The 14,642-nt window shown below is 36.9% G+C and carries 12 protein-coding genes, 1 tRNA gene and 1 riboswitch; of the genes, 2 read left to right on the plus strand and 11 right to left on the minus strand.

Features of this window, described 5'->3' with window-relative positions; genetic code table 11:
• Position 1: 1 nt before the first annotated feature.
• The gene (locus H4J66_RS10640; protein ID WP_182174184.1) at positions 2–970 is read right to left on the minus strand and encodes an efflux RND transporter periplasmic adaptor subunit; all 969 of its coding nucleotides are present in this window, start codon (positions 968–970) and stop codon (positions 2–4) included.
• A 238-nt stretch (positions 971–1,208) separates the two neighbouring features.
• Here H4J66_RS10640 and H4J66_RS10645 point away from each other — a divergent pair.
• Positions 1,209–1,285: transfer RNA gene (locus H4J66_RS10645), tRNA-Arg, on the plus strand.
• An 83-nt stretch (positions 1,286–1,368) separates the two neighbouring features.
• Here H4J66_RS10645 and H4J66_RS10650 read toward each other — a convergent pair.
• The 10 genes from H4J66_RS10650 to H4J66_RS10695 form a co-directional block, all read right to left on the minus strand.
• Positions 1,369–2,349 carry a DHHA1 domain-containing protein gene (locus H4J66_RS10650; protein WP_182174188.1) on the minus strand — a complete coding sequence of 327 codons (981 nt, stop codon included), beginning with the start codon at positions 2,347–2,349 and terminating at the stop codon, positions 1,369–1,371.
• 62 nt (positions 2,350–2,411) lie between these two features.
• Positions 2,412–3,062: an adenylyl-sulfate kinase gene (gene cysC, locus H4J66_RS10655; RefSeq protein WP_182174191.1), complete on the minus strand. Its 651-nt coding sequence runs from the start codon at positions 3,060–3,062 to the stop codon at positions 2,412–2,414.
• Positions 3,063–3,094: 32 nt separating this feature from the next.
• A complete protein-coding gene (locus tag H4J66_RS10660) occupies positions 3,095–4,819 on the minus strand; it encodes an SLC13 family permease (protein WP_182174194.1) in 1,725 nt (574 codons plus the stop codon).
• Positions 4,820–4,973: 154 nt separating this feature from the next.
• Positions 4,974–6,386 carry a sulfate adenylyltransferase subunit CysN gene (cysN, locus tag H4J66_RS10665; protein ID WP_182174197.1) on the minus strand — a complete coding sequence of 471 codons (1,413 nt, stop codon included), beginning with the start codon at positions 6,384–6,386 and terminating at the stop codon, positions 4,974–4,976.
• Positions 6,386–7,294: a sulfate adenylyltransferase subunit CysD gene (gene cysD, locus H4J66_RS10670; protein WP_182174200.1), complete on the minus strand. Its 909-nt coding sequence runs from the start codon at positions 7,292–7,294 to the stop codon at positions 6,386–6,388. The genes cysN and cysD overlap by 1 nt, the downstream gene beginning before the upstream one ends.
• 386 nt (positions 7,295–7,680) lie before the next feature.
• Positions 7,681–8,745, minus strand: a complete 1,065-nt coding sequence (locus H4J66_RS10675; protein ID WP_182174203.1) for a hypothetical protein — start codon at positions 8,743–8,745, stop codon at positions 7,681–7,683.
• A gap of 354 nt (positions 8,746–9,099) precedes the next feature.
• Positions 9,100–10,038, minus strand: a complete 939-nt coding sequence (locus tag H4J66_RS10680) for a phosphotransferase (protein ID WP_182174206.1) — start codon at positions 10,036–10,038, stop codon at positions 9,100–9,102.
• 4 nt (positions 10,039–10,042) lie between these two features.
• Complete coding sequence (pnuC, locus tag H4J66_RS10685; RefSeq protein ID WP_182174209.1) at positions 10,043–10,714, minus strand: nicotinamide riboside transporter PnuC; 672 nt, start codon at positions 10,712–10,714, stop codon at positions 10,043–10,045.
• Positions 10,714–10,980 (minus strand): hypothetical protein, encoded by a 267-nt coding sequence (locus tag H4J66_RS10690; protein WP_182174212.1) that lies wholly within the window; start codon positions 10,978–10,980, stop codon positions 10,714–10,716. The genes pnuC and H4J66_RS10690 overlap by 1 nt, the downstream gene beginning before the upstream one ends.
• A 526-nt stretch (positions 10,981–11,506) precedes the next feature.
• The gene (locus H4J66_RS10695) at positions 11,507–13,630 is read right to left on the minus strand and encodes a TonB-dependent receptor (RefSeq protein ID WP_182174215.1); all 2,124 of its coding nucleotides are present in this window, start codon (positions 13,628–13,630) and stop codon (positions 11,507–11,509) included.
• 90 nt (positions 13,631–13,720) lie between these two features.
• A riboswitch (TPP riboswitch) is annotated at positions 13,721–13,839 on the minus strand.
• A gap of 119 nt (positions 13,840–13,958) precedes the next feature.
• Here H4J66_RS10695 and H4J66_RS10700 point away from each other — a divergent pair.
• On the plus strand, positions 13,959–14,609 hold the full coding sequence (locus H4J66_RS10700; protein ID WP_070375161.1) for a single-stranded DNA-binding protein: 651 nt from the start codon (positions 13,959–13,961) through the stop codon (positions 14,607–14,609).
• Positions 14,610–14,642 lie beyond the last annotated feature (33 nt).

Below are 14,642 nucleotides of genomic sequence, written 5' to 3' on the forward strand. Positions count from 1 at the left end.
ATTACTTACCTAATTTAATATGTTGCCAGCCACTACTGACTATTTGTATGGGTTGATCATCAACTGAAGCAAACAAATACACAAATTGGTTATCTAAACGGTAAATATCGTAATACTGATAAACTAGTTCTTGATTGTCTTTTACAATAACAACAGCTTGCCCTTTATCGTTAACAGAAATCAATGCTGATATCGGTAAGCGATAAACAAAGTTATCACTAGTGAAATCGATAATGATTTCGGCAATTTGCCCAGCAACAATCCCACTGTTCAGATTAATATTTGGTAGCAACACTTCAATGATAAACATATGACCCTTGGTGTTTGAAATTGCGGGTATTTTACTTACTTCGCCAATAACACTACCAAGTGCTTGTAAAGAAACATTCACTTTTTGACCTAAACGCACTTGGCTGACTTCGTTACCTGTTAAGGCAACTTTTACCACCCAATTTTGTTCTAATGCGGCTATTTTTAGTACATTACTTCCTGGTGATTGTAGTTCACCTAGTTCAGTATAACGATTTAATACCACACCTGAAAATGGCGCAAAAATTTGTGCTTTTTCAAAATGATAAAACGCAACTTGATAGTTAGCTCTGCTTGTTTCAACACGAGTTAAGGCAAGATCAAGATCTTGTTCTGAACTTAATTTATTTTCGAGTAGTTTTTTTTGCCGGTTAACTTCGCGCTTTGCTTGTAATAATTGCGCATAAGTAGCGTTTTTATTTTGCAGTAATTCGCGAGTATCTAAAGAAGCAATGAGCTGGTTTTTTTCAAAGTACTGCCCTTCATCAAAGACTAACTTAGCTAAATACCCACTACTTTTAAATGACAAATTTAACGTTCTTTTAAAATCAAGTTTCCCTGTCCGTTTTATGGTATCGGCGTAGGGCTCAACAATGATCTGTTCAAAATCGTAACTCTGCGACAATGTCGATGATGATGCAAGAATTGTCATTCCTATCATCAAAAACCTAAAAAAACTATTCTGTGATTTCATATGCAATTCTATAACGCGTTAAATTAACTGATTTTATTATAGCCAATACTTTAGGGTTGTTGCTGAATAAAGTACATCTTTTTTCATTATTTTTGCTTAGCGCAATAAAGATGGATAGAATTCCCCCCTGTACCTAAAATAAAGACGACAAAGCTAGACAATTTTCACGATTAATTATAGTATTTGCCGCGCTTAACACAGCAAACCACCCGTAGCTCAGCTGGATAGAGTTCACGCCTCCGAAGCGTGAGGTCACAGGTTCAAGTCCTGTCGGGTGGACCAATTTTTTCCTAAAAACAAAATTCACGTTAAATAAACAGTTTTATTTTTACAATGACCGCTTATCTATTTTACCACGTCACTCATTAGCTGTAGTAAGCTGCTACTGCAGCTAAAAACGCTTCAATCTTATCTTTAGGAAGCGCATTGATACCAGCGGCAGCGGCACGTCCTCCACCTGTCGCAAACTGACTACAAATATCGCCAGCACCTTGTTTATTCGCTAATGGCGCTCTTAAAGAAACCGTATAGGTGTTATCTGTATTTATTGTAAAAATAGCGTGTGCTTTCTTTGGGTTTATATTGGCTAATTCATTACCAAAAACACCACTTATTCTTCTGGCCCATGTTTCATCCGGTAATTCAAATGCGGTTAATAACGCTGTGTCATAAAATGCTTTGGTGTTAACGGCTTTTAAATGGTCTTGGTTATATAGTTTTTGCAAAATATAATAAGGAGAGTCTAGATCTTTAATTGCATCAAAAGGGCTTGAGTAAGCTAACAGTAATTCATATAACCTTGCCGGATGAAAATGCAAGTCGTCAATATGTGAACCATAACCATTGTAGTTAATTAAGGTACCTAACGTTTCTAACTGCTCGCATTCGTTATCGTTTAAACCGGCTAACTTGGCTAACTTAGTCGCTTTAGCAATAAGATTGTCACCAAAAGCGGCACAAATTGCCCAATAATGAAACTTCCCAGCTAAAATCTTATCAACGATTAAAGCCGTACAAGTATTTGCATCTAAATCAATATGCGTTTGTAAATTTACATGTTCCGGAATGTCACCCGCACGGTGATGATCGATATAAGTTACGTTGCCGCCTTCAGCTAATAAGGTATTCAATGCGTCTTTATTTTTTTCCATTGAAATATCTAAAACGCGGATAACACTCCCGTCTCTACTATTGCCTTGGGCATTTGTTATTTCAACGACTTGTTGTAGTAAAGCAATATCACGTTTAACGCCAGTAATTTTGACACTTACTGTCGGATTGGCTAATTGCAACTGCAGCAAAGCGATAATTCCGTCGGCATCACCATTAAATACGTCATAATTCACAGATAAATCCTTTATTGTTATTATTTACAATAATTTCTTTTCGATAAAGCCATTGGTAAAGACTATGATTTTATAATTTGTTTTTCTATTAAAGCGTTTATCACTAAATCAGCACATTGTTCAATTGATAAATGCGCTGTTTCGATATGTATTTCAGCATTTTCAGGGGCTTCATAAGCTGAACTTATACCGGTAAAGTTAGCGATTTCACCTGCTCTTGCTTTTTTATATAAACCTTTAGGATCTCGGTTTTCACAAACATCTAAAGGTGTATCAATAAATACCTCTAAAAATAATGTGTCTTTGAGTAACCCTCTTGCTTGGTCTCTATCTTTTTGAAAAGGAGATATAAAGGCCGTTGAAACTAGCAAACCTGCGTCTACAAATAACTTAGCCACTTCACCTATCCTGCGTATATTTTCAATACGGTCTTCGTCAGTAAACCCTAAATCATTATTTAAACCGTGGCGAACATTGTCACCATCAAGTAAATAACTATGACAGCCACGTTCCAGTAATTTCTGCTCAACTGCGTTGGCAACGGTAGATTTACCCGAACCACTTAGGCCGGTATACCATAGTAATGCTGCTTTATGGCCTTTTAACTGGGACTTTTGCTCAGCAGTGACACTCTGTTGATGCCAAACCACATCTGACGATTTTTCTGTGTTGTTTTTTTCTATATAAGGGCTTGCTGGGTTATTTTTTTTCATAATTCACATTTATTATTGAACGCTATTTATAGCTAAAAAGGAAAGAAATATAAAATACTACCTATCGCAGTAGTGCAATATATAACGCTAATTGGCACACCTATTTTTATAAAATCTATTAACTGGTATTGCCCAGCACTAAAAACCATTAAATTGGTTTGATACCCATATGGGCTAATAAAACTAGCACTAGCACCAAAGGCTACGGCCATAATAAAAGGAGTAATATCTACGCCATAGTTCAACGCTATACTGTAAGCTATTGGGAATATTAGCGCGGCTGCGGCATTATTAGTGACCAACTCGGTTAATAATACCGTCAATAAAAATATAATAATTAAGGCGACAGTCGGTGTAATACTGCCAGAAAAAGAAGTAATTGTTTCAAGAGATGTTAATAACCCACTATTTATTAACGCACTGGCAAGCATTAGCGCCGTAGAAATAATCAGCCAAATTTGTATTGGAAAACGTCTAATCACTTCATCTTTAGACAAGCAATTTGACAATAAGAAAAAAGAAAATAGTACTAGCATTCCTTTGAATAAAGAAATAATCCCTAGTGCACTTAATGCTACGGTTAAGAAAAAACTTATAATAACAAAAGGTTCTTTTTTACCCGTCAGTTTTGATTCTGGCTCAACGCCATTGACAACAATAAAGTTTTTATCAACATTATTTCTGGCTTTAAAATCTTGGCCAGTTGCTAATACTAAGTAATCACCCGGACGAATACTAACATCCCCAAGCTTACCTGTAACGGCTTGCCCGTCTCTTTTCATTGCTACCACAGCGGCATCAAACTTAGCTCTAAAGCCAACACCTTTTAATGTTTTATTAATAAGTACACTTTCAGGTCGAATAAAGACTTCCGTCAAGTTGTCATCAGACAACCCTTGCTTGTGTGCAAAAACAGTTAAACCATCAAACTGCTTAAGTTGATTTACTTTAGTAACGTCACCATTAAAAATAAGCTTATCGTTGGCACTAATAACTTGATCGGGTGAAACAGGCGTAATTGTTTGCCCAGCACGAATTATTTCAATTAAAAATAAAGAGTCTAAATGCCTTAAAGCGTTTTCTTCTACGGTTTTGCCAATCAATGCCGAATTAAGTTCTACTTTAGCATCTAATAAATATGAACTTTCTAGCGTTGAATTAATATCTGTCTCGGGTAAATATCTAGATAAAAACCACAGCGCACAACCACAAGTAATGACGATAAAAAAACCTACCGGGAAGAAATCAAAAAAACCTAAGGCAGGTAGGTCAGCATTTAAGACTAAACTGTTAACAATTAAGTTAGTAGACGTGCCAATTAAGGTTAGCGTACCGCCAAAAATAGCCGCATAAGACAAAGGTAATAATAATCGACTGGCAGAGTGATAAGGGTTGTTTCGAATCGGCGCCAGCATGGTAGAGACAACAGCGGTATTATTTAACAAGGCTGAAGAAACAACCGTTAAACTAAAAAGCCTGATCCATGTTTTGCCATAACTTGAGAATAAAACTTTACTGGCAAGTAAGCGTAGTAAGCGGGTTTTTTCTAACGCTAGAGAACACAGTATTAACAAAATAAGCGTTATTAAGCCTTTATTAGACATACTGGCTAACACAGCTTCATTTGAAACTTGTCCACTAATAATAAGAGCAATAAAAGTAAAGCCAAAAACCTTTCCAGGCTGCTTCTGAAACTTTAATAAACCTATAATTGTACTAATAAAAATTAATAGTACGAACGCTGCATCTATATTCAAATATATAAATCCTTTTAACTTTTAACTGCTAATCTTAAGAAAAAAGTAGAGGTAAATAACAACTAAGAACAAAGCGGCTGAATAAAAAACTGAGATATTGCTAGCTGTTTTTTACACAAACCTCATTGCCCTTAGTTTACATCTTTTAGCCTCGTTACTTTTTAGCTAAATTTTTAGCTCCCCAATGAGGAAAGTGCTTACAAACAAAAGCATTAAGTTCAAGTTCGTAATCACTGTACTTTTTAGGCTGTCCTTTTTCCAATGGCGTCAGTTGTGAAGCTATCATGCCAGCGCCAACTGTTGCATTGGTCAAACGGTCAATAATAATGAAAGCACCTGTTTGACGGTTCTCTTGATAAGCATCAAACTGCACAGGTTCGTTTAACGTAAAATTACAACGCCCTATTTCATTCAACGATAAATGCTGTACGTCTTGCTTTTCCATGGTATTAACATTAACGCTATACTCTATTTTATCAACAGAACCAAACGTGGCATGAGTGCCCACTTTAATAATGTATTCACGGTCTATTTGTAGTGCCGCTTCATCCATCCACACAACATCTGCACTAAACGAATTAGAAGAAGCGGGTTGCTCATGCGGTCGCACAATCATATCACCACGACTAACATCTATCTCATCTTCAAGCGTCAACGTTACAGCCATATCGGCATAAGCCGTTTCAAGTTCGCCATCAAAGGTTACTATCGACTTAATTTTACTTTGCTTACCTGAAGGTAGCGCAACAATAGTATCACCAACACGTATTTCACCTGAAGCAATCGTACCGGCAAATCCTCTAAAGTCTAAGTTAGGACGATTAACGTACTGAACAGGAAAACGAAAAGCACTGTTTTTTTCACCGCTAATTTGCACGGTATTCAATAATTTAAGTAAAGGTGACCCCGGGTACCAAGGCATATGTTCACTTTCGTTAACTACGTTATCGCCGCGTAAAGCTGAAATAGGCACAAAACGAACATCTTCAATTTTTAATGATTTAGCAAATTCACGATAATCACTTTTAATTTTTTGGTATGTTTTTTGGTCATAATCTACTGCATCCATTTTATTAATAGCAATAACCACATGCTTAATACCTAATAATGAACAGATATATGAATGACGTCGTGTTTGCACTTGTACGCCATGACGCGCATCAATTAATATAATGGCTAAGTCACATGTAGAAGCACCCGTTGCCATATTACGTGTGTATTGCTCATGGCCAGGAGTATCGGCAATAATAAATTTACGTTGCTCTGTAGCAAAGTAACGATAGGCAACATCTATAGTAATACCCTGTTCGCGTTCAGACTGTAAACCGTCAACGAGTAACGCTAAATCAAAATCACCATCTGTGGTATTAAACTTTTTAGAATCTTTTTCAATAGCAGCCATCTGATCTTCAAAAATCATTTTGCTATCAAAAAGTAAGCGGCCTATTAATGTCGACTTTCCGTCATCTACACTGCCACAGGTGATAAAGCGCAGCATATCTTTGTTTTCATGCTGTTTTAAGTAACCTTCAATATCTGTTGCCAATAATGTTTGTTCATCGTTCATTAAAAGTACCCTTCCATTTTTTTCTTTTCCATTGAACCGGCTGAATCATTATCAATGACTCGGCCTTGTCGCTCAGAAGTGGTTGTTAAAAGCATTTCTTGAATAATTTCAGGCAATGTTGTTGCAGTCGATTCAATAGCGCCAGTAAGTGGATAACAACCTAGCGTTCTAAAGCGTACTGATTTCATTTCAGGCACTTCACCCTCATTTAGAGGCATGCGTTCATCATCTACCATGATTAACGATCCATCACGTTTAACAACAGGTCTTTTGGCTGCAAAATAAAGTGGAACCATTTCAATATCTTCTTGATAAATATACTGCCAAATATCAAGTTCAGTCCAATTAGACAATGGGAACACACGAATACTTTCGCCTTGATCAACTTTGGCGTTATAGATATTCCAAAGCTCTGGACGTTGATTTTTAGGATCCCAACGATGATTTTTATCACGAAATGAGTAAACACGTTCTTTAGCACGTGACTTTTCTTCATCGCGACGAGCGCCACCAAAAGCGGCGTCAAAACCATGCATGTCTAAGGCTTGCTTTAAACCTTGTGTTTTCATGATGTCGGTATGTTTTGCACTGCCATGAGTAAACGGACCTACACCCATAGCCAGTCCTTCAGGATTTTTATGGACGATTAAATCGAAGTCATACTTTTCGGCTAGATTATTACGAAATTCAATCATTTCTTTGAATTTCCAATCGGTATCAACGTGCATTAATGGGAAGGGAATTTTCCCTGGATAAAAAGCTTTACGCGCTAAATGCAAAAGAACAGAAGAATCTTTCCCTATTGAATACAACATAACAGGATTATCAAATTCAGCAGCAACTTCACGCATTATTTGAATTGATTCAGCTTCCAGTGCTTTTAAATGTGTTAATTTATTCTTATTCATATATGCCCTATTTTACATTTTTTATGTCAAAATCTTACAAAAAATTATATCAAACCAAAACGATATAGCGAAATAACTAAATAACTTAGGTTATAACTAGCTTGTAATAAACTAACTATACATAAACTAAAGCTAACTTAGAGAATTAAATTAAAACGACTAAACAAGAGTGAAAGCACGACTATTACAAACGCTATGTTAGTATTATTAAATATAGCTACCTTGCAATGATTATGGCGGTGACGAAGTTATTCTGCAATTAAATATTTAGCTGATTATAATGATCTATTTTTCTATATTTAGCATTATTATTGAGCATTTCTGGCAAAAAAAAACCGATAGATAAATCTATCGGTTTTTATTCAGATAATAGTTACTGGGATTAGTTACCCACCAGTACCACCGCCACCAGTACCACCTGTACCGCCAGTACCACCTGTACCGCCAGTAATTTCGTCATCTAGATCAACAGAAGCTGCAATATCATCAGGATTGATTACGTCAGGAATATTTACAATACCCACAGCATTACCTGTATCGCCCGAAATAACTGATGCTAAATCTATAATTGCTTGCGAAACTTGAGCTTGAACAGCATTAATACTTGCCATTGCCGCTACTGTGTCAGCATCTAATGCTGCGCCAGGGTTATTAATAATCGCTTTGGTAACTAGTTTAACTGCAGCGATATAAGTTTCAATTGCATCAGCAAGAGTTTCATCAGTGCCTGGCTCTAAACCTGAAAGCGAACCGTTAATAAGCGTTAACGTTGCTGCTACCATATCATCTGTTGATACATTTGCAGATACTGAAGCATCAACAATTACAACGTCAAAAATGTTAGTTTCAGATAAATCTAAACCTAAAGTAGCACCAATTACTCGAGAAGCATCTACTTGAAACGCTTCAAAAATTTCTGGGTCAGAAAGGTCGATATCTGCATCGTCTTCAATTACCGCTAAAATAGTTTCAGTTGCAAGTGTTGTTAATGCGTTAACTTCAGCAAAGATTGTACCGCTACCGTCAGAATTGCTCATTGTTGAAAGTTTTAAGCCCGCTAATTGTGAAGCAGGAACAACGCCACCTCTAACTACGTCACCACAAACTGTAGCATCACAAATCATTGTAGTATCTTCGTCAGCACTTACGCTTACAAAAAAAGTACCTGTAATTGCTTCACCAGAAGCATCAGTTAATGAAAGTGTGTAATCACCATTTTCATCTGTTTGAGTGTTTGCTAGAGCAGTTTCTAAATCTGAGCTATCAAAAACCTCAACTAAAGCGTTAGCTAATACACCTTTGATACCAGAACCTGATACATCTAATGTAGAAGGCGTTGGTGGAACCGGCGGCGCTTGGTTTGGCGCAAGAACAGTACCATCATCTTGGTAACATGCCGATAAAGTCAAAGAAATTGCCGCAGCAACTGTTGTAAGCATAATTTTATTCATTGTTAATCCCTGATTTGAAAGTAAAAAACCTAACATTCCTTGTTATATAGATAAACAACAGAATGATCTTTGCAGTAAATATTAGCATCGACATCACGCCTGATCAACAAAAAGAATAACAATAAAAAAATATTTAATGGCTGATTTGCATTATTAAAATCTTAAGCCTTTATTGCATTTTTATTACGGTGCCGGATGTTCAATAACTTAAATAAATCACTGTGATACAAAAGTAACTTCGCGATATAAGTTGATATAAACTAATAAATAGTCAGTAACTAAATTCAATATAACTACTTTATAAACAGTAGCTATTATTGAGTAATTTACTGAGGATAATAAAGATAGTACAGATTAAAATAATAATGTTATTTTTTCTGTTAACAAGCCTAATTGGTCAAAAAGTACAAGCTGCTGGTGTGCCTTAGCCATTAATTTTTTCGCTTGCTTGTGTTGATAGCCAGCCTCTAAGTACCACAAGCCATTAATGAGATAACAACAAGCGAGATATGTACGCACTTTTTGTTCATCAATCGTCGCATTAGTAAATTGCTGATAGTCTTGTATTAGAACATCTATATCGTTAACACTGAATTCGTTAATTGCGATAAACATGGCGAGATCATATTCGGCTTCAGCTAAACAACTGCATTCGAAATCGACTAACCAAGCATGCTTTTGCGGACTTTCATTATTAAACAGTGCGCTTACACGAATGTTTTCATAATTAACATCACCATGACAAAGTACTAAGTGATTATGCTTGGCTTGCGGAGGTGTTATTTCGCTGATTATTTTCTGTAGCGCGATATGCTGAGACTGCGAGAGTTTACTATTGGAGGCTTGGTGGTAAAGCAGCTCTTCAATGGCTAACACCGGATGATTTTCTGGTGGCGTTAGCTGATGAGTTTTTACCATTAAGTACATCGCCACCGTAAGTTTGTTATTAGCTGCACTGACAGTTTGTTGCTTATAAAAACAGGTTAATGAATCACCGTTAATAAACTCGGTAACAAGCCATGATGCTGAATGATAAATAATAGCCGGTGCTACAGCCATGTTTGCTGCTAATAAGTGACTGGCAATCTCGGCTTTTGCTGTTTGTTGATGGCCCGCAAAGGACTTTACAAAAAAATTTTGCTCAATAGTATTTTTGTTAACCGTCACTTTAAAACATTGATGACTTTCCCCCCCTGTTAATCGCTCAATTTTACAATCGCGATGAGTAAAACAAGGTAAGGCTTTAATCTCTTCAGAGTTGCTGTTACTTTTTTGATTGATTAAAGCCGCCACTCAACTACTCAGTCGCCGAGGCTACATTGCCTGTTGCTTGTTGATGACTCTTTTGATATTTGCTGTACCAAATTGCATAACCGACCATAGCCATCACTACATATAAGCCAAATAACACAGCGGTAGGTTGCAAGCCTTTTTCTAAATAGAGATAAATGGAAACAAAATCGATGACTATCCAGTATAACCAATTCTCTAAAACCTTTTTAGTGACTAAATAAGTCGCAAACACCGCAAATACCGTAGTTGCAGAATCTAAATAAGGGAAGTGTGTTGGCGTGTAATTGTCCATTAGCCAACCAATAGCCAAAGAGCAAGCAGCTAGTAAGACCACTATTTTGATATGAAAGAGTAGCGACCAGCTTTGAATGGCTAATGATGTGCCTGAATGACTATTATTTTTTGTGTTATTTTGCGACAAAGAAACATGGCGCCAGCAATACCAGCCAAAAATGGCCATTGCTAAATAATAAACCTGCAATAAGGCGTCCATCCATAAATAAACATCATAAAAAATAACGCTATAAATAATGGTACTCACTAGTGCAGCTGGCCAACACCAAATATTTTCTTTTGCCGCTAACACCACATAAAATAATGCTGAAATTACCGCTAATAATTCCCAGAGAGGCAAATGCGTAAAGTAATTGACTGTTGCTGATAAAGATTCAACCATTAGCTTTCAGCTTCGACTTCTGAGCGATCACCACCAATAAACTTACATACAAAAACAGCAGCATTTAAGGTTTGATGGACATGCTTTATTTCTGCCATGACATGACGGGTAGCTAAGTCGTAGTCTCCAAATACTTGTGTACTCATGCCATTAGTCACTACATTTAAGCCCACTACATTACGAAGGCGCTTAATGAATGCCCAAATTTCAGTTTTAAATTTTTCTTCTGCTAGAGGATACAAACTAATTTCTATAGATATTTTCATATTATTTCCTAATGGTATGCCACTTTTTCAAGTGAACAAAAAACCCGTCATCCTGAACTTGTTTCAGGATCTCATTACTCTAAACCACAAATACAGATACTGAAATAAATTCAGCATGACGGCGTGTTACTTCAACATAACGGTAAGGCCGTTTTTAACAACGGCTCTGCCAAGCTAAAAAAACCGTCATCCTGAATACCCCCGTCATCCTGAACTTGTTTCAGGATCTCATTGCTCTAAGCCACGAATACAGATACTGAAATAAATTCAGCATGACGACGTGTTAGTTCAACAAGACGACGTTTTACTTCAGTATTACGGCATGTTACTTCAACATAACGGCATGGCGGTTTTTAACAACTGCCCTGCCAAGCTAAAAAACCCGTCATCCTGAACTTGTTTCAGGATCTCATTGCTCTAAGCCACAAATACAGATACTGAAATAAATTCAGCATGACAACGTGTTACTTCATCATGACGAAATGTTCGTTCAGCATGATCGTTTGTTAACTTAAAAGTGCTAGCTTTAAAAGTTATAATCAAACGTTACACCAATTTGTCTTGGTGCTCCAAAACGTTGATATTTTTTAGCTACCCAATCTAAATCAGGTTCGTTGCCGAAGAAGAAGCCACGTGTTGCAATTTTTTCATCGGTAATATTTCTAGCCCAAAGTGAAATAGACCAGTCAGCGAGTTCATAAGCAACTTTCGCATTCAATAAGTTTGAACTTGACGCTTTTTCGTCATGGCTATCAGAGAAGAAAAATTCATCTTTTCCTGACCAGTTCACATTAAAAACAACGCCATTATCGCTGCGATACGTAGAGCCAAGGCTGAAGGTATAGCTTGGTGCGTGTGCTAAATCGCGTCCTGAAATGTCAATGTTTGTACCGTACTTGTCAGAATAGCCATAAACATCATATGTTGCGTTTAGGTAGCCCACTGTCGAGTCGATCGTTAAATTACTATTAACTTGATATGTTAACTCAAGTTCCAAACCGTAACTGCTTGAACTGGTGGCATTTGCTGTGTAAATGGTGAATTGCTGTGGCTTATCAGGGTTCTGTTGAGAAGCATTAACTTGTTGATCTTGTCTGTCCATATAGAATAAGGCTAGTCGGCTGACTAAGGTATTATTTAGCATATTCGATTGTAGGCCTAATTCATAATTGACTAAGACTTCGGTATCAAATTCTTTAAATTGGATTAATTGCTCGGGTAAATCCATATTAAAACCACCCGCTTTGTAGCCACGCGCGACACGAATATAGGCAGAATGCTCATTGTTAATGATCTTACTCAATGCGACGTGTCCACCCCACATGGTTTCAGACGGTTCAAACTCATCGCCAGCACTATCGCTATAATCGGTTGAACGTTTTTCAACGCGCAAACCTACTGATAACTCATGGCCATAGTTAAGAACACTGTCTAACTGGGTAAAAATTGCATAATTATTAGCTGAGTATGTAGAGTCTAGTACTTCGTCTGCCCAACCATTATAAAAAGAGTCAAGGTCGTTATCTTCATTCATTTTGCTAATGTAAGTACCCACTAGCCAAGCAGTTGTATTGTCGAAAATTCTTGAAGCGTCATTTGATGATAATCGAAACTCTTGTGACCATACATCTCTATCGGCGCGTTTGTCCCAAAGGTAACTGTATTCACATGGCGCACCATCACAATTTTTACTTGCCCAATAATCTGCGTTTGCCCAATCACCATCATAAGCGTGCTGATGCTCTGTCGTGGTATAGCTACTTATCGCTTCGAATTTTGCAAATGACAAACCTTCAAAACTAAATTTTAGTGCCCCACCATGCGATTTTTGATTATCAACACCTGGATTGTCCGTGATCGTATTAAAGCCGTTGTTATCTAATGTCCAAGGATCGAAACTATTATCGTTATCCGCAAATATATAAGTAAAATCAACACTTAAATCTTCTATTGCCGTATATTGCAATTTGAACTTTCCAGAAAACTCGTCAATGCCATTAGTATCATCTCTATTTAAATAAAGATTGTCGCGATAACCGTTTTGTTGATGTTGCTCTAGTGATATGCGGTAATTTAAGTATTCAGTGAGAGCACCAGAGCTATAACCGGCAACATTAATTAAGTCGTCATTGCCTAATGTTACTTTAAAACCATGCTCGGGTAATTCTGTTGCGTCTTTTGATTTTATGTAAATTAAACCCGCAAGCGCATTGGCACCAAAACGTGTTCCTTGTGGACCTCTTAAGACTTCAACTTGTTGAACATCGTACATAGAAGCTGCCATGCCCAAGCCTGACAAATCGATATCGTCGACAATGAAGCCCACTGATGAGTTTGGCGCACCGCGGTATTCAGAGCGTTCACCGACGCCTCTAATTTGTAAATATTTCGGACGAGATGTTCCACCAGAGAAATTTAAGTTGGCGACACCATTAATAACTTCTTCAAAATGTTGAATGCCCTGCTCAGCTATTTTTTGTTGGTCGATGATTGCAATACTAGTAGGTGCTTGCGCTAAAGATTGCTTATTAAAACTGGAAGTGACAGTTATACGCTCAATATCATTTGACTCATTTGCTTGTGTGACACTGGCAAAAGTCAATAAAGTCGTTGTTACCGCGATTGAAATAGGAGATTTTATAAAATTCATACTGGGCTCTTTTTATGGCATGCAAGCAAAAAAGAGCAATAAGGCAAATACACCGTAAGTAAGCACTTACACAAAGTGTTTACGATAAATATTCAACATATTAACCATTCCTACGCCGGCATTATCCGTTTCAGGTATTAAGGGTAAAAATTCTCAGCAATACAAAAGCTTATTAACAACAGCTTTTTATTGCACCCCTTGGTTTGTTCGGCATACTAACAATTTTATCATCAAAGTACAGAAAAATTATGGTTGTTTAATGTCATGTATTTGCTTAATCTGATGATTTTCAGTAAATTAGCACTATAGTTTTTTTTATTAAATTGCCATGACAAATCATCTAAGCCAAAATCATTTATGTTCAGTAACCTTATTAGGAAATTTAGTTGCTAAGCCTGATATTCGTTATCAAGCAAACCCAGTCCTTGCTGTAGCTGAGTTGGTATTAGCAACCCATAGCCGATGGTTTGACAAAACGAGCCAACAGTTTAAAGAATGGACGAGTTATCATACGGTTAAAGTTATTGGTGATATTGTTGATCGTTCACTTATTCACTCGCAAAAGGGTGATATTATTTTAGTGCAAGGTTATTTACTTAATAGTAAAAAAGCTAACCGTGAAATACTACACGCCACTTATGCACAAACATTTGCAAAGGGTTACGCCCAGTCAATAAACCAAGTGCATATGAGTGGTGAAATAAGCAGCGACATTAATTTAGTACTAACCGAGAATAATAAAGAATTAGTCGCGCTTAACTTAACCGTTAATAATTTAGTGTATTCGCCTATAACACAGCAAACCCAAAATATTTCTATCGAACGTTCGGTACATATCTGGGGCAAACAAGCACATTATATTAAAGATAAAGCCGAGCTAGGCGACCAATTAGTTGTCGACGGAAGATTAAGCTATCTCAATGATAGTAAAAAATCACAATTTATTGATTCACACCAAGTCATTTTATTGAAACATTAAAACGGATTACCTATAATTTTATAAAATTAGGAT

The sequence above is a fragment of the Colwellia sp. MB3u-55 genome, assembly GCF_014076785.1.
Classification (GTDB): domain Bacteria; phylum Pseudomonadota; class Gammaproteobacteria; order Enterobacterales; family Alteromonadaceae; genus Colwellia_A.

Excerpts from the sequence above, each read along its gene's own strand:
- H4J66_RS10640 (WP_182174184.1), bottom strand. The coding sequence starts at position 970 with ATGATAGGAATGACAATTCTTGCATCATCATCGACATTGTCGCAGAGT.
- cysC (WP_182174191.1), bottom strand. The coding sequence starts at position 3,062 with ATGAAAAAAAATAACCCAGCAAGCCCTTATATAGAAAAAAACAACACA.
- cysN (WP_182174197.1), bottom strand. The coding sequence starts at position 6,386 with ATGAACGATGAACAAACATTATTGGCAACAGATATTGAAGGTTACTTA.
- cysD (WP_182174200.1), bottom strand. The coding sequence starts at position 7,294 with ATGAATAAGAATAAATTAACACATTTAAAAGCACTGGAAGCTGAATCA.
- H4J66_RS10675 (WP_182174203.1), bottom strand. The coding sequence starts at position 8,745 with ATGAATAAAATTATGCTTACAACAGTTGCTGCGGCAATTTCTTTGACT.
- pnuC (WP_182174209.1), bottom strand. The coding sequence starts at position 10,714 with ATGGTTGAATCTTTATCAGCAACAGTCAATTACTTTACGCATTTGCCT.
- H4J66_RS10690 (WP_182174212.1), bottom strand. The coding sequence starts at position 10,980 with ATGAAAATATCTATAGAAATTAGTTTGTATCCTCTAGCAGAAGAAAAA.
- H4J66_RS10695 (WP_182174215.1), bottom strand. The coding sequence starts at position 13,630 with ATGAATTTTATAAAATCTCCTATTTCAATCGCGGTAACAACGACTTTA.
- H4J66_RS10700 (WP_070375161.1), top strand. The coding sequence starts at position 13,959 with ATGACAAATCATCTAAGCCAAAATCATTTATGTTCAGTAACCTTATTA.